Annotated in this window: 26 protein-coding genes; 11 read left to right on the top strand and 15 right to left on the bottom strand. The window is 45.6% G+C overall.

All coding sequences use genetic code 11. The annotated features are described in order from the left end of the window. Both ACFW2W_RS23420 and ACFW2W_RS23415 read right to left on the bottom strand, forming a co-directional pair. Entirely contained in the window at positions 1-1581 is a 1581-nt protein-coding gene (locus ACFW2W_RS23420) for a pentapeptide repeat-containing protein (protein WP_378183981.1), read from the bottom strand. Positions 1582-1820: 239 nt separating this feature from the next. After that, the gene (locus tag ACFW2W_RS23415; RefSeq protein WP_378183979.1) at positions 1821-2042 is read right to left on the bottom strand and encodes a hypothetical protein; all 222 of its coding nucleotides are present in this window, start codon (positions 2040-2042) and stop codon (positions 1821-1823) included. 169 nt (positions 2043-2211) lie between these two features. Between ACFW2W_RS23415 and ACFW2W_RS23410 the strand changes: the two genes are divergently transcribed. The 4 genes from ACFW2W_RS23410 (at position 2212) to ACFW2W_RS23395 (ending at position 6991) form a co-directional block, all read left to right on the top strand. After that, positions 2212-3057, top strand: a complete 846-nt coding sequence (locus tag ACFW2W_RS23410) for a prephenate/arogenate dehydrogenase (RefSeq protein WP_378184054.1) — start codon at positions 2212-2214, stop codon at positions 3055-3057. Between the two features lie 270 nt (positions 3058-3327). Then, on the top strand, positions 3328-4332 hold the full coding sequence (locus tag ACFW2W_RS23405; RefSeq protein WP_378183977.1) for an ATP-binding protein: 1005 nt from the start codon (positions 3328-3330) through the stop codon (positions 4330-4332). Positions 4333-4360: 28 nt separating this feature from the next. Beyond that, on the top strand, positions 4361-6652 hold the full coding sequence (locus tag ACFW2W_RS23400) for a S8 family peptidase (RefSeq protein ID WP_378183975.1): 2292 nt from the start codon (positions 4361-4363) through the stop codon (positions 6650-6652). A gap of 3 nt (positions 6653-6655) precedes the next feature. Further along, positions 6656-6991, top strand: a complete 336-nt coding sequence (locus ACFW2W_RS23395; RefSeq protein ID WP_378183973.1) for a hypothetical protein — start codon at positions 6656-6658, stop codon at positions 6989-6991. Between the two features lie 122 nt (positions 6992-7113). Here ACFW2W_RS23395 and ACFW2W_RS23390 read toward each other — a convergent pair whose 3' ends face one another. Further along, positions 7114-7896: an ion transporter gene (locus ACFW2W_RS23390; RefSeq protein ID WP_378183971.1), complete on the bottom strand. Its 783-nt coding sequence runs from the start codon at positions 7894-7896 to the stop codon at positions 7114-7116. Between the two features lie 181 nt (positions 7897-8077). Beyond that, entirely contained in the window at positions 8078-9103 is a 1026-nt protein-coding gene (locus tag ACFW2W_RS23385; RefSeq protein ID WP_378183969.1) for a sodium:calcium antiporter, read from the bottom strand. 500 nt (positions 9104-9603) lie between these two features. Here ACFW2W_RS23385 and ACFW2W_RS23380 point away from each other — a divergent pair, with 500 nt between their 5' ends. Further along, a complete protein-coding gene (locus ACFW2W_RS23380; protein WP_378183967.1) occupies positions 9604-10098 on the top strand; it encodes a DUF427 domain-containing protein in 495 nt (164 codons plus the stop codon). 53 nt (positions 10099-10151) lie between these two features. Here the strand turns inward: ACFW2W_RS23380 and ACFW2W_RS23375 are convergent, their stop codons facing one another. Beyond that, the gene (locus ACFW2W_RS23375; RefSeq protein WP_378183965.1) at positions 10152-10448 is read right to left on the bottom strand and encodes a hypothetical protein; all 297 of its coding nucleotides are present in this window, start codon (positions 10446-10448) and stop codon (positions 10152-10154) included. A gap of 268 nt (positions 10449-10716) precedes the next feature. On the opposite strand from ACFW2W_RS23375, the gene dapB reads away from it, so the two are divergent. Next, positions 10717-11547, top strand: coding sequence for a 4-hydroxy-tetrahydrodipicolinate reductase (gene dapB, locus ACFW2W_RS23370; RefSeq protein ID WP_378183963.1), 831 nt, complete (start codon positions 10717-10719; stop codon positions 11545-11547). A gap of 83 nt (positions 11548-11630) precedes the next feature. Further along, positions 11631-12335 (top strand): phosphate ABC transporter permease, encoded by a 705-nt coding sequence (locus ACFW2W_RS23365; RefSeq protein WP_378183961.1) that lies wholly within the window; start codon positions 11631-11633, stop codon positions 12333-12335. Positions 12336-12383: 48 nt separating this feature from the next. On the opposite strand, the gene ACFW2W_RS23360 is transcribed toward ACFW2W_RS23365, so the two are convergent. The 7 genes from ACFW2W_RS23360 to ACFW2W_RS23330 form a co-directional block, all read right to left on the bottom strand. Further along, on the bottom strand, positions 12384-13013 hold the full coding sequence (locus tag ACFW2W_RS23360) for a precorrin-8X methylmutase (RefSeq protein WP_378183959.1): 630 nt from the start codon (positions 13011-13013) through the stop codon (positions 12384-12386). 297 nt (positions 13014-13310) lie between these two features. Continuing rightward, positions 13311-14114: a TPM domain-containing protein gene (locus tag ACFW2W_RS23355; protein WP_378183957.1), complete on the bottom strand. Its 804-nt coding sequence runs from the start codon at positions 14112-14114 to the stop codon at positions 13311-13313. A 560-nt stretch (positions 14115-14674) separates the two neighbouring features. Then, on the bottom strand, positions 14675-15322 hold the full coding sequence (locus tag ACFW2W_RS23350) for a rhomboid family intramembrane serine protease (protein WP_378183955.1): 648 nt from the start codon (positions 15320-15322) through the stop codon (positions 14675-14677). 26 nt (positions 15323-15348) lie between these two features. Then, positions 15349-15870 carry a DUF948 domain-containing protein gene (locus tag ACFW2W_RS23345; protein ID WP_378183953.1) on the bottom strand — a complete coding sequence of 174 codons (522 nt, stop codon included), beginning with the start codon at positions 15868-15870 and terminating at the stop codon, positions 15349-15351. After that, the gene (locus ACFW2W_RS23340) at positions 15867-16235 is read right to left on the bottom strand and encodes a YtxH domain-containing protein (RefSeq protein WP_378183951.1); all 369 of its coding nucleotides are present in this window, start codon (positions 16233-16235) and stop codon (positions 15867-15869) included. The genes ACFW2W_RS23345 and ACFW2W_RS23340 overlap by 4 nt, the downstream gene beginning before the upstream one ends. A gap of 127 nt (positions 16236-16362) precedes the next feature. Continuing rightward, the gene (locus ACFW2W_RS23335) at positions 16363-16698 is read right to left on the bottom strand and encodes a hypothetical protein (RefSeq protein ID WP_378183949.1); all 336 of its coding nucleotides are present in this window, start codon (positions 16696-16698) and stop codon (positions 16363-16365) included. A gap of 290 nt (positions 16699-16988) precedes the next feature. Then, positions 16989-18257, bottom strand: coding sequence for an HhoA/HhoB/HtrA family serine endopeptidase (locus tag ACFW2W_RS23330; RefSeq protein WP_378183947.1), 1269 nt, complete (start codon positions 18255-18257; stop codon positions 16989-16991). Positions 18258-18632: 375 nt separating this feature from the next. On the opposite strand from ACFW2W_RS23330, the gene ACFW2W_RS23325 reads away from it, so the two are divergent. The 4 genes from ACFW2W_RS23325 (at position 18633) to ACFW2W_RS23310 (ending at position 22766) form a co-directional block, all read left to right on the top strand. After that, complete coding sequence (locus ACFW2W_RS23325; RefSeq protein ID WP_378184053.1) at positions 18633-19094, top strand: DUF2127 domain-containing protein; 462 nt, start codon at positions 18633-18635, stop codon at positions 19092-19094. 231 nt (positions 19095-19325) lie between these two features. After that, the gene (locus tag ACFW2W_RS23320) at positions 19326-20063 is read left to right on the top strand and encodes a hypothetical protein (protein WP_378183945.1); all 738 of its coding nucleotides are present in this window, start codon (positions 19326-19328) and stop codon (positions 20061-20063) included. A gap of 72 nt (positions 20064-20135) precedes the next feature. Next, positions 20136-20291, top strand: a complete 156-nt coding sequence (locus ACFW2W_RS23315; protein WP_378183943.1) for a hypothetical protein — start codon at positions 20136-20138, stop codon at positions 20289-20291. Between the two features lie 213 nt (positions 20292-20504). Beyond that, complete coding sequence (locus ACFW2W_RS23310; RefSeq protein WP_378183941.1) at positions 20505-22766, top strand: spermidine synthase; 2262 nt, start codon at positions 20505-20507, stop codon at positions 22764-22766. 55 nt (positions 22767-22821) lie between these two features. Here ACFW2W_RS23310 and ACFW2W_RS23305 read toward each other — a convergent pair whose 3' ends face one another. From ACFW2W_RS23305 to tkt, 3 genes are all read right to left on the bottom strand, one after another. Next, entirely contained in the window at positions 22822-23082 is a 261-nt protein-coding gene (locus ACFW2W_RS23305) for a hypothetical protein (RefSeq protein WP_378183939.1), read from the bottom strand. A 314-nt stretch (positions 23083-23396) separates the two neighbouring features. Further along, complete coding sequence (locus tag ACFW2W_RS23300; protein WP_378183937.1) at positions 23397-23570, bottom strand: hypothetical protein; 174 nt, start codon at positions 23568-23570, stop codon at positions 23397-23399. Positions 23571-23636: 66 nt separating this feature from the next. Continuing rightward, the gene (gene tkt, locus ACFW2W_RS23295; protein WP_378183935.1) at positions 23637-25649 is read right to left on the bottom strand and encodes a transketolase; all 2013 of its coding nucleotides are present in this window, start codon (positions 25647-25649) and stop codon (positions 23637-23639) included. Position 25650: the final 1 nt, after the last annotated feature.

The following is a 25650-nucleotide window of genomic DNA, read 5'->3' as shown; positions in this document are numbered from 1 at the left end:
TCAACTTTGCTGTAATTTTTCTAAATAATCAAATTCCTTGACAAATTCAATCAATGTACCTACAGGAGGGAGAATCGAGCTTTGTGCTTCGACCGAGTTGTTTTTCGGAGGACTGGTCGAATTAGATTGACCTTGATTCATAAACCGTTTACCAAACACTGGGTGATGATAAACATTCAATGTTTGATCCGTAGAATTGTGTAGCACCGTTTGAGTTGGAGCCTGGAAGAAGTTTAATTTTTTTCTCAGTTCGGGCACCATTTTGAAAATATCGAGACTGCCGACTTGATTGATTGTTTTACTAAGGGCAGCAGTTAATTGCTTGATCCGCTGAGCATCTTTATGCCCTAGTGTTGATTGATTTTGAGATTGAAGTAGGTTAACTAGGGCACTGATATTTCTCTGAGTTGCTACTGCATCGTTAAAGGGAAAAATAGCCACGTAAGCAAGGGGAAATAATTGATCGTTGCTATCAATTCTGAAAGTGAGAATTGTTTTTCGAGCGCTGACTTCCAAACTGGGAGGATGGGCGATCCCCGGATAATGCTGACAGAGGTGATGATAAGTAGTGGCTAGCGTTAAATTTGCCTCTAAATCTAACGGTGCGTCCACGATAATTCGGACGGTTGGCAGCGTTTCATTGAAGAACTTTTTTGATTCTTCAGTGGTGAGACGAAAAATTTCAGTGCGATCGCCATCCGGACTCAAGTCAACCCACTCGCAGGTCACTCCTTCGGTTTTCAAACCAAAACGGGAGACTGCATACAGTTTTGCCCCGGTTAATATCGCCCCAGTCAAATCAGCTCCAATCCAATCGGCTTTAATCAATCGAGCTTGGGTGAGATCGGCGTGAACTAAGCTGGCATTGAGTAAATTGGCATTACTAAGGTCTGCCCCGATTAAGTTGGCTCCACTTAATTTTGCGCCGCTTAAGTCTGCCCAACGCAGATTGGCGCCGCTTAAGTCCGCCCAACGCAGATTGGCGCCGCTTAAGTCCGCCCCACTGAGATTGGCGCGACTGAGATTGGCTTGTCTCAGTTCTGTCTCTCGGAAATTGGCACCGCTCAAGTCGGTGCGGCTCAAGTCGGTGCCATTTAAGTTTGCCTGCTCCAAGTTGGCTCCCGTCAAAAAGGCACCCCGGAGGTTGGCTTCATTCAAACTGGCGCGACTGAGATTGGCTTCTCTAAGGGTTGCTTCACGCAAATCGGCACCGCTGAGGTTCGCTGATTTGAGATTGCACCCACTCAGGTCGGCGCGAATTAGCTCGGCTCGAATCAAGACGGCTTGGATGAGTTGCGCTCCCCCCATATCCGCTCGAATCAGGTTAGCGACGTTGAAGTTGGCCTGGTTTAAGATGGCATTGCTGAGATTGGCTCCACTGAGCCTAGCGACATTAAGTTTGGCTTGAGTCAAGTTAGCGGCTTCGAGATTGGCACCGCTGAGATTTGCCACACTTAAATTAGCGCCTGTCAAATTAGCGCCGCTGAGGTTGATGCCACTCAAGTTTGCCTCACTCAGGTCAATTGCCGCGAAGTTTCGCGCACCGGCTGCATATCTTACTATCAGTTCATCGACATTCATTTCGAGCCACCTTGCCAGCATTCTCATTTTATGGTTAGGAGGAGGGCGCTACCAGCAAGCCTTGAGGTTCATTTGTCGTTTTGAGTGGCTGGGTAAGTGTGCAGCAGATGAACCCTGGCTTTGCTTGCTTTGAGTCGGGCTTTTTCCCCGGCATCTATCTAAAGTTGTACAAAGTTGTACAAGCACTAATCTAGCGTGCCCCTCTGTAAATCTTAGAAGTAAGTTCTGTGAGGGCATCCTTAGAATGATGAAGGATGAATGAAGAAATCTATTATGCTGCCTACCTCACCTGTTTGGAAGGACTTTACCTGAGGAAAATAGTCGTATAGCCATTCTGACTGAAGCCGGTCGTAGCGGCTGATTGGATCGGGGAGTAAGTTGGCGCTGTATGCTAGAACATCGGTACAGCACTCCCAGGGAGAACCCCCAAAGAGCGCTCCTTGTTTCGGGGAGGGAGCCAAATTACTCTTGCTTCCCCTATTTTGGGGGATTTAGGGGCTTATACCATTTTAGATTTTGGATTTCAGATTTTGGATTGTAGAAGACTTGCGGTTATCGCGTCTCTGCCAGTAGCCACTTCCAGCAATTTATGTGTGGCGACCTTAAGGTGAAATGGTGTTAGACACAACAATGAATATTGGGATTGTAGGGTTGGGGCTGATTGGCGGATCGCTGGGTTTGGACTTACGAGCGGCTGGCTATCAGGTTTTGGGGATTGCGCGTCGAGAACAAACTTGTGTTGAAGCGATCGCGCGTGGGGTTGTGGATGATGCGAGTGTGGATCTGGCACTTTTGGCAGATGCCGATGTGATATTCGTGTGTACGCCCATTAGCGCGATCGCGCCAAGCGTACAGCAGCTCATTCCCCATTTGTCTGCCAACGCTATCATCACGGATGTGGGTTCGGTCAAAAAGCCGGTGGTGGAAGCGCTAGAACCGATTTGGACGAACTTCGTGGGGGGACACCCGATGGCGGGTACGGCAGAAAGTGGTCTGGAAGCTGCTCAAACTCAGCTATTTGCCGGGAAAGCTTATGTGCTGACGCCGGTGAAGACGACGCCTCCAACAGCGGTGAATATTGTCGAGGAAATCGCGCGATCGCTCAAAGCTAAAATATATCAGTGCCGTCCAGAAGACCACGATCGCGCGGTGGCTTGGATTTCTCACTTGCCGGTGATGGTGAGTGCTGGTTTAATTAATGCCTGCATCAACGAAACCGATCCAGCGGTTATAGAGTTAGCGCAACAATTGGCGAGTTCTGGCTTTCGGGATACCAGTCGCGTCGGTGGAGGCAATCCAGAGTTAGGCGTGATGATGGCGCGGTACAATCGCGGGGAATTACTGCGAAGCCTTCAACAATATCGCCACAGCCTCGATCAAATTATTTCTCAAATTGAGCAAGAAGACTGGAACGCATTGCAGGAAAAACTTTCCATCAACCAGCAGACACGACCGAAATTTTTGAATCCAGAATAGGTTTATTGCAAAAATCCCTGAGTAACCTATTCCCCAACTTTTCCCTAGTTCGGCTACACCTTTTAGCGTGGTAGCGAAGGCGAAGGCGTTGCTGAGCTAATGACGCGGTTTTTGTATATCCGCTGTTATCAAAGAGGCTCTCTAGAGATGGAGAGCCTTTTTAAGCTTTAGCTTCAGCAAACAAAGTAATAATCTTTATAGTACTTATGTACTAATAAGACCAGATCAAGTTACCATAGTGCAGTACTACCCCTTATACTGAGAGGCGACATGAAAGCAGAGCTTCTCAAGAGACTATTTAGGGCGATCGCTAGTTCAGACACTGAGGCGATTGACAAGCTCGCATATCTAGTAATTGAGGAAGAGCGCAGCAAGGGACATACGCTGCTAGCTGACCAGTTAGAGAACATTGCTAAGAAGAGCCAGAAGGAGAAGTCTACTTCAAGCAGCAAAGAAAGAGCTACCAACGCGCCAGAGAACATACAGGCTCTAAGTGAACTGCCAACGAGTAAGCGATTCAATCTTCCCTTAGTAACTATCATACCGAGGGATAATCTGCGGCATCACATGGTGTTGCCAGAAAAAATTGAGAAACGTTTCTGCCGAATTGAACGCGAATATGCGGCAAGAGATAGACTTGCTCATCATGGATTGCGTTACAGACAAAAAATTCTTCTGTATGGGCCTCCTGGCTGTGGAAAGACACTAGGAGCAGAACGTTTAGCTTGGAATACAGGATTACCACTTTTGAAAGTTCGGTTTGATGCAATGGTGTCGTCTTTTTTAGGCGAAACTGCGAGCAATTTGAGACTTGTATTTGAGGATGCCTCAAAAAATCCATGTTTATTGTTTCTTGATGAATGTGACTCAATTGCTAAGACACGAGAAGACTCTCAAGAAGTAGGAGAAATTAAGCGAGTAGTCAATACATTTCTTCAAATTTTGGATGAGTATCAACCCTCTTCAGGGCTTTTAGTAGCAGCTACAAACCTAAATAAATCTCTAGATACTGCCCTTTGGAGAAGATTTGATGACTTGATCGCAGTACCCAAACCCGGAGAACAGGAGCTAGAATTTATACTAAAGGAAACATTATCTGCAATTGAAGTGGGATCTATCAACTGGCCAAGGATCATTGAGCAGATGAGAGATTTTTCTGCCGCTCAAGCTGTGAGGGTTGCACAAGATGCAGCTAAAAGAGCAATCCTTGAGCGAGAGGAGCTAGTGATTCAGGAACACTTAGAAGAAGCGATCGCAGAAATCAAAGTTTCCTAGTATTAAATTTTGGTGTCTGGATAAATAAATGGTTGAAAGTTCTCAGGGGTTTCCGCATATCGATCTCAGGCTGACAGACAAGGGTACAGCAAAATCTCTAGGTGGCGGTGGTAATAAAAAAGTTACTCAGACACATATAAATTTGTCTAATCGGCAGGGACACGGAAGTAAAATTCAAGAATTAGTATCTTCTCTCATTTCCGATTGGAAAATAACTCAACAGCAACAAGAAGAAGATAAAAAACTCATACTTCCTGATTCCATACCTTTAATACTACAGATAGATCCTGAAACTTTCGATTTAGATGATCTAAGAACTTCCGAGATAGAAATAATATCTGAATTAGAAGATGGATATATTATTGGTGCGTCTGCGGATACTAACCTTACTGAACTTCAAAAGAAAATAGAAAAATTTTTCAATGAGCAACAAGGTGGTGGTGTAATTGCAAAAATTTTGAATATTCTTGACAAAAATCAACGCCCAGAATTTATTTTATCTCCAAAGTTATTAGAGGAATGGGAGCAAATAAAAGATGAGCAGGTTTATGTCGTTGAAGTAGGTATATCTTGTTTAGGAACTACAACAAAATTACGTGACTATCCAGAACAAAAAAATTATAGAAAGCCTGAAAATTATGTAAAAGCAATCAAGAACTGGATTGATAAGCGTGATATTACATATGATGAATGGGATGACTTAGCATCAAAGAGACAACAAGACTTGATGAATTTTATTAGCAATCCTAAATATAAATATAATGGTAAGCTTTTAAGTAGCTTTATTGAAGATAATCCTCCTCAATTTTCTGAAGCACCAGACAGTTTTTCATGTCTTATTCAAATATCTGGTCTATGTTTAAAAGATTTGGTATTTAATTTTTCTTATATTTTTGAAGTAACTGAAAAAGATAACATTGCTGAACCATTTTCCCCCAATGGTGAAATATCTAATATTAGTAATATATCTTTAGTTTTACAACCACCAGAAAAAAATGCACCTAATGTCTGTGTAATTGATAGTGGTATTCAAGAGCAGAATCCTCTTTTAAAAAATGCCATTGATTCGGGTAACTCAAAATCTTGGATTCCTTTAGAATTAAACTTAACTGCTGATCTGGTGAGTAATGGTGGTCATGGAACCAGAGTTGCTGGAGCAGTGCTTTATCCAATAAGTGTGCCTCGGAGTGGAACCCATCAAGCAATTTGTTGGCTTCAAAATGCAAGAGTGCTGGATAGTAATTGTAGATTATCTGACAAATTATATCCGCCTATACTCCTAGAAAACATCGTAGAGTTCTACTATAGTCAAACAGGAACAAGAATTTTTAACCACTCTATTAATGGAGATGTTCCTTGTAGAACTAGGTATATGAGTGCTTGGGCAGCAGCTATTGATAAATTAACATATGAAAAAGATATTCTTTTCATAGTATCTGCTGGAAATATTCCTGTAGAAAGTCATGGAATTTCAACAAGACTATCTATTAAATCTCATATTTTAGCAGGTAGACCTTACCCAGACTATCTTTCTGAGAACTCTTGTAGGATTGCTAATCCAGCACAAAGCCTTCAAGCATTAACTGTTGGCTCAATTACTCGAAATTCTTTCCGTGACTTATCTTGGTCTTCATTAGGAGAAAAAGACCAACCATCAGCATTTTCTTGCTCTGGGCTGGGTATATGGGACACGATTAAACCAGAGGTGGTTGAGTATGGTGGTGATCTTGTGAAAGATGAAGGTCAGCCACCAAACATAACTTGTATCGCAGGTACAGGCCCTGAGTTATTAAGGTCAACTTTAGGTACTGGTTCTACTCCTATAGTTGCCTCTGACACTTTTGGAACTTCATTCGCAACACCAAAAGTAAGCCATATTGCGGCTTGTCTTGCTGCTGAGTTTCCTGATGAAAAATGCTTATTATATCGGGCATTAATTGTTCAATCAGCCCGATGGCCAGAATGGGCCATAGCAAAGAGTGATGAAGAAAAGAAGAATGTTATTCGTCAAATTGGGTATGGTATTCCAAACCTTGAGCGTGCCTTGAGTAATACTCCAAATCGTAGTACATTAATTACACGAGGAGAACAGCTAATTAAAGCTGGAGATGCTCATATTTATCAGGTCAAACTACCGAATAGTCTGAGATCGCCTGGAGAAGAGTTTGAGATTCTGATAGAAATTACTTTGTCATATAAAGCTGAACCGCGTCGAACTCGGCGTAATAGAAGAAAGTATCTTTCAACTTGGCTTGACTGGGAGTGTAGTAAACAAGGAGAAGATCCAAAGCATTTTCTTGGCAGAGTTTTAGCTAATTAAAATGTGCCAGAAGATGCTGACAAGGGAGATGAACTTTTTACATGGACTCTCGGTAAAGAGAAGCATTATAAAACAATCAAAAATGTATCAAGAAGTATAGGAACAATTCAGAAAGATTGGGCTTTTGTGAAATCTTATAATCTTAGAGAGGCATTCTGTATTGTAGTAGTAGGGCATGAAGGTTGGAATAATGATCCATATGCTGAAGTTCCATACTCTCTAGTTGTTAGCTTTGAAGCCATACAAGCTGATATTCTAATTTATACGCCTTTTGTTGAGGCTCAAGTTGAAACAGAGATTCAACCACTGATAGAAATTCAATCTATTGTAGATAGCTGAGGCGATCGCACTCCTACCCTCTGTTAGCCAAAGGAATCATTAGCGCGATCGCTCTACCGGACTATCGCCAATTAGGCAACGATAGCACAATATGCCGCAAATGCGATCGCTTTCTTTTGCTACTAGCTACCCGCTAATTTTTCCAACTTAGTTCCGCAAATTTTGCAACACCGAGCATCTGCATCATGGGATGATAAACCGCAAGTAGGACAAAGGGTTTCTACCTGATTAGCTGTTTTAACCAATCGCTTGATCAAGTCGCCCAATTGCCAAGGAATTAGAGCAATTCCCGTCAAAATCATTAAGACTGTCATCAAGCGACCTGCTTCTGAACTCGGTGTCACATCGCCAAATCCAACCGTTGTCATTGTGACGACAGAGAAGTAAACGGCATCCAAAAAAGTAGCGAATACTTTAGGATTTACTGGATGCTCAACTTGATAAATTAAGCCGGAATAAACAAATATAATTGCTAATAAAGTAAATAATATTCGAGCCGAAATCTCTGCATCTTCATTAATGGTGCGACCAAACAAGCTTTTACCTTCTATAAATCGAATAAATCGCAGAATCCTAAACCATCGAAATACTCGGATAAAGCTGATGTCTGCTACTCCTAATAAAAATGGCAATATTGCTACTAAGTCTATAATTGAATAAATGCTGAATAGATATTTAATTTTATTATCTGCACACCATAAACGAAGCAAATATTCCCAGGCAAAAAGCAGTAAAATCGAAAAATCTATAGTATTAAGATTAATTCGGACATGATTTGGAAGCGGATAGGTTTCAACAACAAAAATTACTGAAGAAAGCAAAATCATTCCTGTAATTAGAAGATTGAATATTTTTCCTGTTGGTGTTTCAATGTCTTCTAAGTAAAAAGCAATTTTTTGTCGCATCAAAATAAATTAACGAAACTCAAAGTGGCAGCTTGATATCAAATGTGAGGAAGTTTGGTAATTGGTAAGAATTTTTAAAGATAGATCCGAGAAATCACGTCTTAATTTTGAGTTAAAAATTTTTCTAACAACTCAAAATTATTATTACTCATTTAGCAGAGTAAACCTCACTGGTAGCTGCTCAACCCCCAAAAAATAACAGCGAAAACCCACCTAAGTATAGGAGCAGAATCAGAAAACTCTCGAAGCTAATATTTCCAATTCCATGAGTTTCCCGCCGCAACAAGCCCAAAACTAGAATGCCAGTCATCAGAATCGTCAATGCGATCGCAAAAATCTGAGGCTGTGCCAAAGCATGATAAATCGAACCCTGCCGATAAGCAAAGTCAGAGAACGCCACCAGCATCACATCGAAGCTATTTCCCCCGATAACGCCACTAACCGCAAGCGTCAGCGCCCCTCGTCGCACCGCCGCGATGGTTGTTACCAGTTCCGGTAGGGCAGTTGACAAAGCGGTAAAAAGCCCTCCTACCACAGTTTCGGAAAGGCCGGTGTGCATAGAGATGGATATTCCAGCTTCTGCCACAAAATAACCGGCACCGGCAAGCAGCGCCGCCAGCAAAGCGAACCTTAACCACAACACAGTCAATCTGGTACCACCGGACTTCTCTGCCTTCGGTTCGTCAACTTGCGTTTCCGCAGTACGCCGAGGCCACCACATTGGTGTAGTTTGAGCCTCAGCCGCCAAACGCAAGCCGAAGATATAGGCAGCTGGGATTAGGAACGAGGCGGGATGAATCCCAAAAACACTGACATCTGGCCCAGACATTGCCATAAGAGGAATTGCCAATAAAGCAACTAGGAGTGTTGCCTGCATCAGATTTGGCACGGAGGCAGCTGCGTGTGTCAGGTTGGCTTTACCATAGGCAAGATCGGCAATACTGAGAAATGCTGTTTGGGCGGCAATACCTCCCAAAGCACTACTGATGGCAAGTTCGGCGTGACCTCCAGCAGCGGCGGTAACAGAGGTAACAATTCCTGCTAAAGAGGTACTACCGCCGAGAAACAAGGCACCCATAAGTGCTTCCCCAAGACCCGTTTCATCCGCTAGGCGATCCGCTGTGCTTGCCATCGTCGTTCCCACAACGGCAATGACCGCAGCGGCGATTAAAAAAACACTAATACTCAGCGTTAAGGATTCAAACACATCCACCCACTACGGTTCGGTTAATTTTTTCAATGCAAAATACTTAATTGCCCCAAGCAGCGTTTCTAAGGAAAAATTTCTCCTTCGCCCTCTTTAAAAGGAGGGAAAATAGCTCATAGCAAGGTTTTCCAGAGGGTTGCGGGATTTCCAAATACGGCTAAGCAGACCGTATTTTGTTTAGGGATATGTCCTCTGGAATTTTGGTTTTTTAGTATCTAACCCGAACTGTGTTGGTATATCCACCGCTTTTGTCTGCTATTTACTGTCAAAGTAAGCACCCTGAGAATTGCTCCCTAAGCTTTATTATTCCTTGCACATCTTGTCAGGTGCCTGTACTAGAAGTCAGATTCAGCGAAAATTTCTCGTGGAGCGATCGCTCTTTTTGTATGCTCCTATACACGGCTTCTCGCGTTTCTTACCGCCAGCTACAACAATCAGCGAAGCGACAAGCGCAGCACATCTAGAATAGCGAGTATGATTTTACAGCAGAAAAAGTCAGCATGGAACGCGATCGCATTGCACCCGGCCCCGGTCAAGAGTCAGTATGGGATTACCCTCGTCCCCCGCGTCTTGAGGAATCATCCAAGTACATCCAGATCGTCTTCAACGGCGTCACAATTGTCGATACCCAGCGGGCTAAGCGCGTACTGGAAACTAGCCACCCACCTGTCTACTACATTCCTCCGCTAGATATCAAGATGGAATACCTGGTGCGAAGCATTCAGGGATCGTTTTGCGAGTGGAAGGGAGGTGCTGTCTACTACACAGTCGTTGTTGGTGACAAACAGGCACCTAATGCCGCTTGGGGTTATCCCAATCCCACACCAAACTTCGCCAGCATCAAGGATTATCTCGCTTTCTATCCCCAGATGATGGATGTTTGTTTGGTCGATGGAGAACAAGTGCAGCCGCAACCTGGAGGTTTCTACGGCGGTTGGATTACCAGCGATATTGTTGGCCCATTCAAGGGTGAGCCAGGAACCTGGGGCTGGTAGTATTTGCTAGGGTTGTACAGATGCTGTACAACCCTACTGCGCCTAGAACTAATTTAAGAAAACCCGGTCAATCCTTGGCATTGCCGTCTCTTCCACCATCGTTCTGGCGTGCGTTCCGGGTCTTCATCTTCAAAATAGGTCGGGACGATACTCTCCGCAAACGGGATGTTTTGATTTTTAACAGTGGAATGCTCCGCTGACCCGTTCCTGTCGAGGTTACAGAAGAGTGCCGAATCGAGAGACGCGGCGTCAGTCTTATCTTGTTTGTTCTCTATTTTTGCAGAAGTGGCATCGGCTTTACTGCCAAACTTTCCCAGTTCATAGGTGGGCGAATTTTTGGGAAATGACATTGTTTTATAACCGCTGAATAAACTAAAATTGAGACTTTTAAACAGAAAGTCCCTCTGATGTGGAGTATAGCTTATTGAAAATAAGTTTTAATAAGTTATATGACTTAGAGCCAGAGAAAGCCACTGCTGTATCCCAAGTCGTTCCAGCAAGCAGTGTTTGAGACAGAATGAGAATTGCCAAGAATATCTGCGCGATCGCCCAATTCAGTCATCGTGGGAAGCCCTTCTTGGTCTAGAATGCGCTTGTCGAGAAGGGTATTCTTAAATCATGGCAAATCAACAGTATCCGATTCCCGTTGTCGTCAACGGTGCGGCTGGCAAAATGGGTCGCGAAGTCGTCAAAGCCGTTGCTCAAGCAAATGATATGACTTTGCTGGGGGCAGTGGATCGCACTTTGGAACACCAGGGTAAAGACGTTGGAGAAGTAGCGGGTTGCGAACCCCTGGAAGTGCCCATTGTGAGTGACTTACAAGGGATGCTGGTGCTAGCGACCCAGGAAAGACAGCTGGGCGTCATGGTAGATTTTACTCATCCCGACTCAGTTTATGACAACGTGCGGAGTGCGATCGCTTACGGCATCCGACCTGTCGTTGGCACAACCGGACTTAGCCCACAGCAAATCCAAGAGCTTGCTGAATTTGCCGACAAAGCCAGCACGGGTGCCCTGATTATCCCCAACTTTTCCATTGGCATGGTATTACTACAGCAGGCAGCTGTCCAGGCGTCCCAATACTTTGACCACGTTGAAATTATCGAGTTACACCACAACCAAAAAGCCGATGCCCCTAGCGGTACTGCCCTTCAGACTGCCCAGATGTTAGCCGAACTGGGTAAAACCTACAATCCACCGATGGTAAAAGAAACCGAAAAACTACCCGGTGCCAGAGGCAGCCAAGCCGATGAGGGGATTCGCATCCACAGCGTTCGCTTACCCGGTCTCATCGCTCACCAAGAAGTGATTTTTGGGGCACCGGGTCAAATTTATACCCTGCGCCACGATACTTCAGATAGGTCTTGCTATATGCCTGGTGTTCTTCTCGCCATCCGCAAAGTTCTCCAGCTCAAATCTCTAGTCTATGGGTTAGAAAAGATACTATAAGTAGCTAATCCCTAATCGAAGGACTGCTCTTAAACAATTAGCCATCCTTCAATCCTTCAATTAGCAATTCGCTTTTGAACAATATGCTAGTCCCATTAACGCGCCAGAAATTTGAAGACTTGATTCCCCAGATTGCCACTGGCCCCCAGTATGCTTACTGCTGGGGCAAGTTCCCAGACTTTTTAAAGCGATTGCTAATTTCTGTAGTAGCTGTGGTGGTGGTTTTACTCGTCGGCAAGTTTTTGCTGGGTGAGGATTTGAGCGGGATCACCTTCTTCCTGGGAATCATTACGGGTCTTTACTGGTTGTGGGCACCCGTCTATTGGGCAAGTCTGCGGAATGCTTCCTATCGCCGCTACGCCTACAGTGGATTTTGGCGGGGTGAAGTAGTGGATATCTTTGTTTCTGAAGAGTTGATTGGCGAAGAGCAAACCGTCAACAATCGCGGGCAGCTGGTGATTGTTGAAAACAGAGAGCGTCGGTTGAACATCGAAGTTGGGGATGAAACCGGATTTACGACACAGATGCAAGTACCGCTGCGCCGCATTCATAAAGCAGTTAAACCCGGTCAAGTTGCTGAGATGGTAGTGCTGTCTAATCAAAAAGACCTGGGTCGGATTGCCAAGGTGACAGACATTTATATTCCCAGTCAGAACCTCTGGGTGAGTGATTATCCTTATCTGCGGCGGGACTTTTTTGAGGATGTCAGTCGTCAGTTACAGGACACTGATGATGCTCCTTATCCTGAAAATCGTACTCCTAAGCGTAGGCGATCGCGTCGCCCTTGAATTGAGAAGCGGCTAATGGCTAATGGCTAACTCCCTGGCTCCCTGCCCTTAGCCGACACCATTCGTATCCTGCCCATAAGCTTGCCATGCCAAGTCAACTAAACCATTGACAATCGCCGCTGCCACCACCGCACTGCCCTTGCGTCCATCAATTCGGATGTGAGAAACTAGCGAATCTTTCAGCCGTGCCTTGGCGACATCCACATCCACAAATCCCGAAGGCGTGCCAATCACCAATGCCGGTCGAATTTCTTCTGCCTCAATTAGCTCAACCAGGGCAATGAGAGCCGTCTGAGCCTGACCTACCACAAAGATTCCCTCTGGATAGCGTCTGGCGAGGGTTTCAATTCCCCAGGCAGCGCGGCTTTTGTCTTTTTGGGGCCGCGTCAGGGCTTCCATACTGCAATACACTGGATTAGCAAAAGTATTTTGGATCGTGGGGCTAATGCCGACTTGCACCATTGGTACATCTACCACAATGGTGCTACGAGCTGCCAAAGCGGCTGCGCCAGCTTGGAGTGCCCTCTCAGAAAAGCGAATTAAAGACCGATATTCAAAGTCAGCGGTTGCGTAAATGACCCGACGCACAATCTCAAATTCCGCTGGTGAGAAGATGTGGTCGCCAATTTCTCGGTCAATGATTGCCAAACTTTGGGCATCCGTTACGTGCCATTCCATAGCGATTCGCTTTCAGCTTTTAGCTATCAGCTTACCAGCTAGCAGTCCGAAATGATTTGTGAAAACCAAAAGAGTGTTATTAAACCACAAAGACACAAAGGAAGAGAGAAAGATTTTATGAAATTTTCTTCTTCCTTTATGCAGGGATGTTTGCAGTTCGTTAAAAAAATATCTGACAAATCAAATAGGATTGCTATATTAGCTTTTTCCGGGCTAGAGGTGCGAGGGGATGCCTCTTGCCTCTTGCCCTCATTCTCAGGCAAAGCCTGGAAATGCTCTAGCCGCTGACGGATTTTTTCAAGTTTCCGGAGCAGAAGATTGAACGATCATCGGTGACAGGTAAGCGACTAAAGCACCGATGAAAAAACCCGCGAAGTTGCGAAACAGGGGCAACCACTCCGAGGTGCGAGTGACAACGGGACCGATGCCAAAGGCAATGAATAAAATTCCCCACAAAGGAGAGAATATTAAAGCCCACTGCCATGCAAAAAGTTGTCCCTTTTTGCGGGGTACAGCGGCAAAGCCGCAGATAATTCCGCCCACAATGGAGGTAATCAGGGTGAGAATCCACTGTTCTCTGGGCAGTCCGGGTACAACGCGGCAACCGCCCTGACGCAGACAGGTTTTAATAGATTCTAATGATTGAATGATGGCTTGGTCTTCGCCGTTTTCGCGCACGAAGTACAGATTGCCGAAGCGCGTTTGCAACTCAATCCAGAAGGTACGCGACATGAGTTTATAAACGTCATCGCCTACATTAAAGTTGAGAATATTGCCGCCGCGTTGGTCAGCAACCAGCAACACGCTTTTATTATCCAAGCTCCAGTAATCTTTCAAGGCAAGACCGGGGGTACGGTCGTATTGAGTTAATACCCGCAGCTTCCAGCCCGTTTCTGCTTCAAAACTCTCTATATTTTTGACCAGTGCCTCTTCCTGAATATTTGTCAAGGCTTTGGCTAAGTCAATGATTGGGGTATGAGTCTCCGGCAGTAAGTCGGGATTGTTATAGGCATGAGCAACGGGAGCGATCGCCCAAATCGACAAAGCCAGGAAAAATGCGACTAGGGATGCCACAATTCGTTGTTTAGGAAGATGCTTCATTGGCAGTTCGGTTTGTTTAAAAGTGAGTGGGTTAGGTAAACTAATATTTCTTTACACTTGTTTACCATATTTTAATACAACGAGTGTCTAGGGGCACCCATTGAGGAGTCAGGAGTCAGGAGTCAGGACTGAGTGCTGAGGACTGAGGACTGAGGAGTCAGAAAAGAGGAGTCAGGAGTCAGGAGTCAGGACTGAGTGCTGAGGACTGAGGACTGAGGAGTCAGAAAAGAGGAGTCAGGAGTCAGGAGTCAGGAGTCAGGAGTCAGGAGTCAGGAGTGAGGGAAGAGGACTGAGGGCTGAGGAGTCAGGAGTCAGGAGTGAGGGAAGAGGAGTCAGGACAGGACTTACGCAAAGCTTATACCTATAGCGTTTTGTAGGGGCAATCCCCCTGTGGTTGCCCTCAGATGTCGCGCAAGTTGCGTAAGTCCTGAGGAGTGAGTGCTGAGGAGTGAGGAGTCAGGATTGAGGACTGAGGGAAGAGTATAAAGAGGGGTGATTCAATGTCAGCTTTGATGTTGCATCAAATCACCCCTGACTCTTGTGGGATGTCTACAGCACGGCTACGTTCTCCGAAAACGGGTTGGGTCAAGTCGCATCAAACCCATAATCAGCGCTACCCCTACAACAGCGCCTCCCAGGTGAGCAAAATGGTCTACCCCGTCTTGAATCCCGGTTTGTTGAAATTCAAAGAACACTCGCTCAATCACAAACTGACCCAGAATCACCACTTCCACGACTTTGCGCCAATTCCAGCTCAACTTAATCAACACGCTGACAGCAAATAAGCCAAAGACGGCTCCGGAAGCCCCCAAAGAATAGATTGACCCATGCTGGAAAAGCCAACTCATTAGACTAGCGCCCAGTCCGCAGACTAAGTAAGAAGCGACAACCCCGAAGATTCCTTCCTCTTCCTCAACTAAGCGACCAAAGACATAAAGAAAAAACAGATTTCCCGACAAGTGCGCCCAGCTAGCGTGACAAAACATCGCCGTGAAGAATTGATATAAGGCTGGGTTGGCATGATTGAGATATAAACCTCTAAGATTAAGACCGAGAATATGGTCAGCAATAAAGATAACTAGGTTGATCAAAATCAGGGCAAAAACACCGTTGTATTGGTTGTTTCGTCTGCGGTTTGATGAACGATCCTCTAGCAGCAAGTCAGTGGCAGAATCGATCGGTTCTGAGTTTCCCTGATTTTTTCTCATAGCTGGTATTTTCAACGGCATCTATATTAATAATCTTCTGAGCCTAACGACTCCCACTCCTCATAATTTTTATGAGAAGTGGAGGCACTGTCAGTGTCTTGATAAGAAGTTTCACTGTATCCACGAGGCTCAAAACCATTTCTTGGCTCTGGGGGCAAACGATCGATTGACCTGCGCCCCCCTGTGGGACGCTTGAAGGTTTTCCAAGCAGCCTTGACACCTGCAAAGACGCTGCGAGTGCCAACTTGCACGTTTTGAGCCTGCTTTTTAGCACCGCTAATGCTTTGATCGACTTGTTTAACGACTTGACTGGCGCTTTTGACGCCTTCATTGACATCATCTGTCAAGTCACTAATTTCCAAACCCGTCAGGCGAATTGCTTCCAGCGTGGGGGGCAATTCTCGGTTCAACGTATCCGCTAATTTTTCCACACTGCGAGCCGCCCGCGCTAATTCTTGCACCGCTGGTAGCAGCGATACTAAGACGGCGGCTAAGCTAACCGCTACCAGCAGAATCGATAGTCCTAACCAAAATAAGGGTTCAGTCACTCTTGCGATCGCCTATCCTCTGTGGTTACAAGCGGGCGTGCATCAGCCGGGACTTCTTCATCGGTGACTTGTTTGAGTGCTTGTTGTTCGCGTGCAGATGCTTCAATTCCAGCAGCGATCGCCTGTTTTAATCTCAAAAGCGTTTCATCCCAGTTTCGCAGTGCTGATTCTGAGAGGCGGTCGGCTTGCAGTTGTACGCTGGTCGATAGGTCTTCCGCTAATTCTGGTAGGGCATCGGCAGATTTTTTTAACAGCCGCCGCGTCTCTCGACCTGTACGAGGGGCCATCAATAATCCGGTGATGGTTCCGAGAGCGCTTCCCAGCAGCAGACCACCAATAAACGATCCAGCACGGTTGTTTGACATTTTCTAGTCTCTATGTCTTAATTCCAATTTTAGGCAGTTTTCCATAATCCGTCGTCGGTACAGGCAGCGATACGAGTACCTTTGGAAAAAGAAAATCTTATCTTAACAGCAGCGGTATGAGCGAGTTTCAACTCCTGCGCCAGAAGCGCTGCGTCATTGCTATCGACTTTGGCTTATTTTGCAGCCAGAGCTTTTGTCCCAAACCGAATAATGCCAAAATTTTTTGCACCCGTTGTAGTTGAGGATCGAGTTGCTGATATCGCTCTGTGAGCCGATTAACCCCTAGCTGACCTTTAGAAAGAGTCTTGGGGGCACCTCGTAGCACGGCATAAGTATTCCGTTCGGCTGCGAGTACAATCTTTGTGATTTTTGCCAGACGCGATCGCAGTTTTTGGATTTTCCAGGCAACATACAGCAGCATCAGCGAGAGCAGCACATTGAAAACCACAACAATTGTCACCATCTCTCATCCTGAAAGCACCCAGCCTCTCTAGTTTGACTCATCTACCGCTTTTTGATCGTTCATTTCCTGCTTCACCGACTCCTCAGTTGCCGTGCTATCAGGTAGTACCAGGACTTATGCAAAGCTTATACATATAGCGTTTTGTACGGGCAATCCCCCTGTGGGATTGCGTCTTTCAGATGTGGTGATGTTGCGTAAGTCCTGCCACTCTGATAATACAAAAAGGATGGGCAAAATACCCATCCTCAAAAACCTTGTCTTACTCACTGTTTTAGAACGCTGTTAACAGATTACTCGCGCTGAACCGGGAGAGCGGCAGTGGTTACAGGTAGGTTAATCGTTTGCCCATTCCGAAGCACCTCCATCTGTAAACTACTGCCCACCTGGCTCCTTTCTACTTGCTGTTGTACTGTGTCTGTGTCTGTGACCGATTGACCGTTGATTTTTTGGATAACATCTCCCGTGCGTAACCCTGCATTGGCAGCTGGGGAGTTTTGCATAACTCTGACGACAAGGACGCCTCGATCTGCATCTATATTCACGCGACTGTTGGAATCTTCATTGATTTGCTGTTTGACTTCAGGAGTGAGTTTTACCATCTGGATGCCCAGATAAGGATGTTGCACGTTGCCAGTCGTCGCCAGCTGATTGCCAATGCGTTGAGCGGTATTGATGGGAATTGCAAAGCCTAATCCTTGGGCACCCCGGATAATCGCTGTATTCATACCAATCACTTCACCCTTGGCGTTCAGCAGTGGCCCGCCTGAGTTACCCGGATTAATCGCGGCATCCGTTTGGATAAAGTTTACCCGCTTATCGGGAACGCCGACTTGAGAGCTAGAGCGTCCGGTGGCACTGATAATCCCTGTTGTGACGGTATTATCTAGACCGAGAGGGTTGCCGATAGCGATCGCCCATTCTCCAGGTCTCAGCGCATCTGAATCGCCCAAACGAACTGTCGGAAGATTATTCGCCTGAATCTTAACGATGGCGACATCTGTTACCGGGTCTGTACCCATCACCTTACCCTTAAAGCTGCGCCCATCCTTGAGAATGACGTTTACAGTGTCGGCACCAGCGACTACATGGGCATTGGTGAGAATTTGACCATCCGTATTGATAATAAAGCCCGATCCCGTACCCCGTTCCACTCGCTCTTGCGGGCCAGTCGGCAATTCAGCTCCAAAGAACCGGCGGAAGAACGGGTCATTGAAGGCGTCAGGGAGTTGTTGTGTCACCGTGCGGGAAGAATTAATTCGCACCACTGCGGGTCCCACCTTTTCCACAACTTCTGTAACAAAGTTAGTGTCTGTGGTAAGCGGTAGTTGTGCCTGAGCAACCGCAACTCCTGGGGTTGGAGACACTTTAGAAGTAGAATCCTTGGAGGACAGCAGGGTATTTGACCCCAGATAGCTGCCTGAAAAGGTGACACCAGCTCCCAGCAGCACCAGCGATAGATAGGTGGCTGCCTTTTGCCAGGGTTTGGGTGCCGAAGCGTCAAATCCTTTCTGGTTGGGTTGCCTGGAATTATAATCGCTATCTTGCTGTTTGCTTTTCATTGTTGACATCTGAGACAAGGAAGTTAAAATTCTGTACGCTTGGCTCTGGTGAAGATAGCTCGGTTATTCGCTTGTTCACCAGGTGCGTCCGCGTGAAAACGCTGTGAAGATTTGCCCGTATAGATGCTTCGTTTAACATCTCTACATCTCTCAATCTAGACATCCCATGTGACGTGCTTGTGACGTTGATGTTGCACTCTAATGAAAATTCTTGGCGCTGGAGAGGGATATCTACTTTTAGGAGTACCTCTCAAAGCAGCAGCTTTTCCCCCACTTGCCCACATACGATCAAACGTAAGCGAGTGCTTAATTGTTCGGGTGTCCCAGAAGCGACTGACTCATTCACCAAAATCAGGGATAATTCATGTGAAAAATATTACTAAGCGCCCACCGGCTTTAGTGGCAATCGTGATTTACAAAACCTTCAGTGCTTTACTGCTTGTGGTGATGGCGATCGCTTTAGGATTAACAGTTAAAAAACATCAACTTTTGGTTGATTTTTCAGAATCTTATGCCTTAGAAGGTAAATTACAGATTATTAAATGGACTTTGAAGGAAATTTTGAATCTCAACCCTAAAACTTTGCAGTTTACCAGTATGGCTGTTGGACTCTACGCCATTGTAACTGCGATTGAGGGAATCGGTCTGTGGTATCAAAAAGCTTGGGCAAAAATATTAGTTCTGGTACTAGTAGGAATTAGTATCCCACCAGAAATTTTTGAGCTTATCCGAAGAATGTCGCTACTAAAGCTAGCAGTTTTTTTGGTAAATTTAGCTGTATTTTGGTATTTGTTGCGTCATTCCCTCTCTACCCGCGATGATAATCAATTACAGTAAAAACTGAAACTAGGCTTTAGCAGACAGTCATTGCTAACTTTAAAATCCCGGATTGGATGTTTTTGATTAAAAGTTACTTGACTGAATTTAGCTGACTCGTCTTCTGACAGATGCAGGAAGCGTTTACATGGGTGATTGGAAGTAGCAAGCCTTTTTTAGACCCCACTCAGAAATTGGACTGTTATGATGGACTGACCATCCAGCAGTTTCTATTGGCTCATTTCTGATTCTATGAATCGTTTAAAAGCTGAAGTTGTCCCTAAACCCAAAATCCAAGAGTACCTAATCCGGTTGATGTACGACTTATATGCCCAGTATTACGATGGCACCAGTTGGGAAATTTTTCAACAGGATTTAAGTAACAAAGATTATATAATTTTGCTGTGGAATGAAGAGGAAAAACTTCAGGGTTTTTCCACAGTGGCGGTTCTTTCGTTTGAATTTGAGGGAAAGCTGCAACGCGCTATTTTCTCCGGCGATACGATTATCCATCATCAATATTGGGGAGAACAAACTCTGCCTTTGGCGTGGTGTCGTCTGGCTGGGAAAATTAAAGGCGAAGCAATGGAGCAACCTTTGTATTGGTTTCTAATTGTTAAGGGATACCGGACGTATCGCTACTTGTCGGTATTTGCCCAACGTTTTTATCCGACTTGGCGATATCCAACGCCAGCAAATTATCAGGCGTTGATGGATTACCTGGCTAAGACAAAATTTGGAGATTACTACGATCCTGCAAGTGGGTTAATTCGCTTTCCCGCGTCGCTGGGACATTTGCGAGGAAGCTGGGCAGAGATTAAAGAAGGATTTCAGCATAAACCGGATGTACGCTACTTTTTAGAACGGAATCCGGAATATTACAAAGGGGATGAATTGGTGTGCTTGATGGAGTTGGGCGAGGAGAATATGCGATCGCACGCTCAACGGGGCTTCCTAGAAGGCTTGAGGGATACACGGAGTGAGGGATGAGCGCGATCGCTTCTTCAAAAAGCGAACCGATTAAGAAAGTAAATTTTGACGTGGAAAAGCCAGAAAAAGCTGATGCTTAAAACAACTGTTCGCGTAGTGGGTGTTGTTGCACTTCTCGACAAAGTGGCAGAAGTGAAATCGGTTCTTAGGGTGCTAGTTGAACCGACGCGCCAAGAAGATGTCTGCATCAGTTATGAGCTGGTGCAGACATCACAACGAGCCGACTGATTTTCCCTTTGTTGAATGAAAAGTGCAAAAATCAGCCACAACTGGAAGCGAATTTGGCATCAGCACACGAAAGCCGAGTCAAAATTGAACGGATTACTAGCAGATGAACCAGATATTCGTTCTTATCGGTTAGTTGCATAGACTGAGTTTAATCGTCGAGTATTGGAAATATAATTAATTGAGTTTCAGCTATTTACCAAAGGAGTATCGCTTTTGATTATTCTTTTCTCTTCCACCCTTTTTGTTAGTGCCTTCCTGCTTTTTTGGGTGCAATTGATGGTTGCTAAGATGATTCTGCCTTTATTAGGTGGCTCTCCATCAGTCTGGAACACTTGTCTATTCTTTTTTCAAGCGATTTTATTACTTGGTTATGGATATTCCCACATCACAACGAGTTGGTTTAGGATTCGTCGCCAAGCCGTTATTCACAGTATTTTTCTGCTATTGCCAATAGCATTTTTACCGATTACTGCCGCTAAGAATTGGATTCCTCCTCATGATGCCAATCCTATTCCGTGGCTGTTAGTTTTGCTGCTTTTATGTGTGGGATTTCCCTTTTTTGTTGTTGCTACCAGTGCGCCTTTAGTACAAAAGTGGTTTGCTGACACAGGACACCCAGCCAGTTCCGATCCTTATTTCCTATATACCGCAAGTAACCTGGGCAGTATGTTAGGAGTTCTCAGCTACCCCATCTTAATTGAACCGAATTTTTCTCTGACACACCAAAGTTGGTTATGGACAAGCGGTTACGGGTTATTGGTTTTGCTAACTCTAGGATGTGCAGTATGCGTGTGGCGATCGCCTGAAAATTTCAAAAGTTTACAGGCGGGTAACGCTGGGTTTATTCAAAATGTTGCTGGGGACACCAATTTAGTCAATAAATCCGCGCCTACAGAAGAATCTCCCACGATTCAACAGCAAGCGCAATGGGTATTACTGTCCTTTTTACCCTCTAGTTTACTTCTAGGAGTTACCGCTTATCTAACGACAGACATTGCAGCAATTCCGCTTTTGTGGGCAATTCCCTTAGCGATTTATCTATTAACATTTATTTTAACTTTTGCCCGTAAACCACTTTTGCCCCATAAAACTTTAGTGGCAATTTTACCTTTATGGTTGACTGTACTAATAATTTTATTTTTGATTCAGGTGATGCAGCCAATATGGGTGTTATTCCCTTTACATTTGGCAGGATTTTTTGTAGCTGCTTGTGTTTTTCATGGAGAATTGGCTCGAAGTCGTCCCAGTACGCAGTATCTAACTAATTTTTATCTGTGGATTTCTGTCGGGGGTGTCCTCGGTGGATTATTTAATGCGATCGCGGCTCCGCTTTTATTTCAATCTGTCCTAGAATACCCTCTGATTATGGTACTTTGTCTCCTACTGATGCAAACTCCCAAGGATGCAGATGACCCCCTATCCAGGCTACAGCGACGTTTAACTTTCCCCATCAGTTTAGGTCTTTTAATCGGCACTTTGCTTGTTGGTTTTACTAGCAAAAACTTTACTAATAACCTGATAGGTAACTTTATCGGCTTTAGCATCCTGACTGCCATTTTCTACTCCTTCAAACTGCACCCGATTCGCTTTGGGTTAGGCTTAGCTTTGATTGTTTTAATTAGTCAGTTTTCGATAGGAACTCTCGGTGGTATCCTCGATACCGAGCGCAGCTTTTTTGGCGTTTACCGCGTTTTAGATGACAGGCGCGGCAGCTATCATAGTCTTCTGCATGGCACCATCTTGCATGGGAAACAAAGTCTCGATCCAAAACGGCACGACGAACCTTTAACTTATTTTCATCCTACTGGCCCGATTGGGCAATTATTTAACTCTTTAAATCAAACTAAACCTCCCACGAATGTTGCCGTGCTAGGGTTGGGAATTGGGACGCTGGCTGCATACTCAGAACTGGGGCAACAATGGACTTTTTATGAAATAGATCCAACTATTGAAAGGTTGGCTCGTGACACTCGTTATTTCACCTTTTTACAGGATTCAAAAGCGCCATTATCCGTAGTTTTAGGGGATGCTCGTTGGCGATTTGCTGAAGTTCCAGATAATCGCTATGACTTGATTTTTATGGATGCTTTTAGCTCGGATTCAGTCCCCATTCATCTAATAACGCGGGAAGCCATTCAGCTTTACTTGAGTAAGTTAACTAAAGAAGGGTTAATTGTCATTAACATTTCTAATCGATTCCTGAATCTTGAGCCGGTTTTGGGTGCTTTAGCTCAGGATTTAGGATTGTCTACGCTGAGGCAGAGGGAAGCGAATATTTCTGAATCTGAGCGGGAAATTGGGAAATCTCCTTCTCATTGGGTGCTATTTGCTCGTAATCAAAAAGATTTGGGCAATCTCGTCAGTGATTCGCGCTGGCAACCCATCCCGGAAACAAAATCAGCGCCTCTGTGGACAGATGATTTTTCTAATATCTTCCGCGTGTTACGTGCCTTTGCAGCTAGAAAAGACGGGTGAATGACAGATGCGATCGCGCTGAGTCGCGTTTGGGCGATCGCACGCCCTTTACAGTCTACCGTAGCTGCCGTAATACTTTGATTTGTGAGGTGTTGAGCGTGGATGAGTTGGCAAAAGCGTCGAGATGAGGAGGCTGATTTAAATAAATTGATTGAGGTGCTGTCTCGGTAGCTATTCTCTTGGCTTTTTCTTTAATCGATTTGAGTACCAGACGAACTACCCATGAAGAGAGGTGCGGATTTTCATCTATTTCGGTCATCAGAGCATCTAAATCGTTAATAATCGCCATCATTGGGTAGTTAATATCTTTTTGCATGACTTTGACACTTTATTTGCAAGATTTGCTCGATTTACGCCTAAATCACTCAGATTGAGCGAATAGCGTGTTCTCGTTGCGGTACTTACTTAAAATAAAAAACTTTCGCGTAGCCCACAATCGTTGCTGTGTCACTCTCTTAGCCGACTTTCTACCCTAATGTTGTTTGCTTGTTGTTTTTTAGCCGATGTGGTTAGCTACTCCTTGCTGTATCAGCACTTGTGGCTTGGAGAAGAACTAGCGATCGCGCTTTGAAGTCGAAACACTACCGCCTCTGACAGTAGACAATTCCTCAACCGGCACACACAATCAAACTAAAAACTTCCTTCCCTGAAGTAGAAGACGGGAATCAACAAAAGCGAGAAAAGCCATATCAAATCCGGTTGATTCCCCACAATTAAGAGGAACCCCACCCCGCTAGAACCGGCGGCTCCAGCTTTCCTTCCGAAGAGCGGGGAGGGTTGGGGTTGGGGGTGAGGTGCTTGCATTGCTCAGATGTTAATAAAAAAGGGGGGACTTTTCAGTCCACCCTACAAGAGATTATTACTTGAGTCTTAACCCAACAGAGCCTTCGCCTTCGCTACCACGTTATCTACGTTGAAGCCGAACTTCTCTAGAGCAACTGGACCCGGAGCGGAGGAGCCAAAGCGATCGATGCTAATCATTTTGCCTTCGTTTCCGAGGTAACGGCACCAGCCAAAGCTAGAAGCCGCTTCCACAGCTAAGCGCTTAGTTACAGACTTGGGTAATACAGATTCCCGATAAGCTTCATCCTGCTCGTCGAACAACTCCCAGCTGGGCAGCGAAACGACACGGACTTTCTTGCCTTCGCCGCGCAACTGGTCTGCTGCCTTGGCGCAAAGTTGCAGTTCACTCCCGTTGCCAATCAAGATGATGTCAGGCGTACCTTCGCTGTCGGAAAGAATGTAAGCACCCTTGGCGGTGCCTTCCATCGAAGTGCCAGCCAAGTTGGGTTGTGCTAGACGAGACAGCGCCAGCAGAGTCGGACGATGCTGATTAGCAGCCGCGATCGCTACTTTATAACAACCAGAGGTTTCGTTCCCATCCGCAGGACGCATCACCGTTAGCTGGGGAATTGCCCGCAGGGAGGCAATCGTTTCCACAGGTTGGTGGGTGGGGCCATCTTCACCCAACTGGATCGAGTCGTGGGTCATTACCCAGATCACACCCGCATGGGAGAGGGCTGAGAGGCGAATCGCTGCCCGCATATAGTCAGCAAAGACTAAGAAGGTTGCCCCATAGGGAATCAAACCTGTGCCGTGCAGGGCAATGCCGTTACAAATCGCCCCCATGCCGTGTTCGCGGACACCAAAGCGCAGGTTGCGATTTTCGTAGTGACCTTTGAGGAAATCGCCAGAACTCTTGATTAAGGTCATGCAAGAACCAGCCAAGTCAGCTGAACCGCCAAGGAGTTCGGGTAAAACTCCAGCTAGAGAATTCAAGCATTTGCCAGAGTGATTGCGGGTAGCATCTGCTTTGTCTTCTGGGGTATAGGTGGGGAGAACTTTGTCCCAACCTTCTGGCAGTTTGTTGCTAATCAGCCGTTCTAATTCAGCAGCTTCTTCGCCATATTTGGCTTTGTAATTTTCCCAGTTTTTGTTCCACTCTTCCTCATACTTAGCGCCGCGCTCGATTGCCTTGCGCCAATGGTTGAGGGCATCTTCTGGAACGTCAAAAGGCTCGTATTCCCAACCCAGATGCTCGCGAGTCGCTTTCACTTCATCGCCACCCAAGGCAGCACCGTGGACACCGTGGGTGTTGGCTTTATTGGGGGAACCGTAACCAATCGTAGTGGCAACTTTAATTAAGGAAGGCTTATCAGTAACAGCTTTAGCGGCTTCAATTGCTTTGTGAATTGCCTCTAGGTCGGTGTTGCCGTCTTCTACGGTTTGGACGTGCCAGCCGTAGGCTTCATAGCGCTTGCCGACATCTTCGGTGAACGATAAATCGGTGTGACCGTCGATGGTGATTTTGTTGTCATCGTAGAGGGCAATCAGCTTGCCCAATCCCAAGTGTCCGGCTAGGGAACAAGCTTCGCTAGAGACGCCTTCTTGGTTGCAACCATCACCCAAAATCACGTAAGTGTAGTGGTCTACGATCGTGTGATCGGGCTTGTTAAATTTAGCTGCTAGGTGAGCTTCAGCCATTGCTAAGCCCACAGCATTAGAAATTCCTTGACCGAGAGGACCTGTGGTGACTTCTACCCCTTGAGTCATGAAGTTTTCCGGATGACCGGGAGTTTTCGATTCCCACTGCCGGAACTGCTTGAGGTCTTCAATCGTCAAATCTTCGTAACCAGTTAAATACAGTAAGGCGTACTGTAACATTGAGCCGTGACCGGCAGATAGCACGAAGCGATCGCGGTTGAACCATTTGGGATTTTTCGGGTTATACCGCATAAAGCGATCCCAAAGCACAAATGCCATTGGAGCAGCGCCCATTGGTAGCCCTGGATGGCCTGATTTTGCCTTCTCTACGGCGTCAATCGCCAGAAAGCGGACGGAGTTAATACAAAGCTCTTCGAGTGATTGGGTTGCAACGGCCATA

Source organism: Coleofasciculus sp. H7-2, from assembly GCF_042747725.1.
Taxonomy (GTDB): Bacteria; Cyanobacteriota; Cyanobacteriia; order Cyanobacteriales; family FACHB-T130; genus FACHB-T130.
This window is presented reverse-complemented; position numbering and strand designations above follow the sequence as displayed.

Excerpts from the sequence above, each read along its gene's own strand:
- ACFW2W_RS23335 (WP_378183949.1), bottom strand. The coding sequence starts at position 16,698 with ATGGTGACAATTGTTGTGGTTTTCAATGTGCTGCTCTCGCTGATGCTG.
- ACFW2W_RS23355 (WP_378183957.1), bottom strand. The coding sequence starts at position 14,114 with ATGAAGCATCTTCCTAAACAACGAATTGTGGCATCCCTAGTCGCATTT.
- ACFW2W_RS23330 (WP_378183947.1), bottom strand. The coding sequence starts at position 18,257 with ATGAAAAGCAAACAGCAAGATAGCGATTATAATTCCAGGCAACCCAAC.
- ACFW2W_RS23410 (WP_378184054.1), top strand. The coding sequence starts at position 2,212 with ATGAATATTGGGATTGTAGGGTTGGGGCTGATTGGCGGATCGCTGGGT.
- tkt (WP_378183935.1), bottom strand. The coding sequence starts at position 25,649 with ATGGCCGTTGCAACCCAATCACTCGAAGAGCTTTGTATTAACTCCGTC.
- ACFW2W_RS23300 (WP_378183937.1), bottom strand. The coding sequence starts at position 23,570 with ATGCAAGCACCTCACCCCCAACCCCAACCCTCCCCGCTCTTCGGAAGG.
- ACFW2W_RS23350 (WP_378183955.1), bottom strand. The coding sequence starts at position 15,322 with ATGAGAAAAAATCAGGGAAACTCAGAACCGATCGATTCTGCCACTGAC.
- ACFW2W_RS23315 (WP_378183943.1), top strand. The coding sequence starts at position 20,136 with ATGCTTAAAACAACTGTTCGCGTAGTGGGTGTTGTTGCACTTCTCGAC.
- ACFW2W_RS23375 (WP_378183965.1), bottom strand. The coding sequence starts at position 10,448 with ATGTCATTTCCCAAAAATTCGCCCACCTATGAACTGGGAAAGTTTGGC.
- ACFW2W_RS23320 (WP_378183945.1), top strand. The coding sequence starts at position 19,326 with ATGAATCGTTTAAAAGCTGAAGTTGTCCCTAAACCCAAAATCCAAGAG.
- ACFW2W_RS23400 (WP_378183975.1), top strand. The coding sequence starts at position 4,361 with ATGGTTGAAAGTTCTCAGGGGTTTCCGCATATCGATCTCAGGCTGACA.
- ACFW2W_RS23305 (WP_378183939.1), bottom strand. The coding sequence starts at position 23,082 with ATGCAAAAAGATATTAACTACCCAATGATGGCGATTATTAACGATTTA.
- ACFW2W_RS23365 (WP_378183961.1), top strand. The coding sequence starts at position 11,631 with ATGCTAGTCCCATTAACGCGCCAGAAATTTGAAGACTTGATTCCCCAG.
- ACFW2W_RS23390 (WP_378183971.1), bottom strand. The coding sequence starts at position 7,896 with ATGCGACAAAAAATTGCTTTTTACTTAGAAGACATTGAAACACCAACA.
- dapB (WP_378183963.1), top strand. The coding sequence starts at position 10,717 with ATGGCAAATCAACAGTATCCGATTCCCGTTGTCGTCAACGGTGCGGCT.
- ACFW2W_RS23405 (WP_378183977.1), top strand. The coding sequence starts at position 3,328 with ATGAAAGCAGAGCTTCTCAAGAGACTATTTAGGGCGATCGCTAGTTCA.
- ACFW2W_RS23340 (WP_378183951.1), bottom strand. The coding sequence starts at position 16,235 with ATGTCAAACAACCGTGCTGGATCGTTTATTGGTGGTCTGCTGCTGGGA.
- ACFW2W_RS23380 (WP_378183967.1), top strand. The coding sequence starts at position 9,604 with ATGGAACGCGATCGCATTGCACCCGGCCCCGGTCAAGAGTCAGTATGG.
- ACFW2W_RS23420 (WP_378183981.1), bottom strand. The coding sequence starts at position 1,581 with ATGAATGTCGATGAACTGATAGTAAGATATGCAGCCGGTGCGCGAAAC.
- ACFW2W_RS23360 (WP_378183959.1), bottom strand. The coding sequence starts at position 13,013 with ATGGAATGGCACGTAACGGATGCCCAAAGTTTGGCAATCATTGACCGA.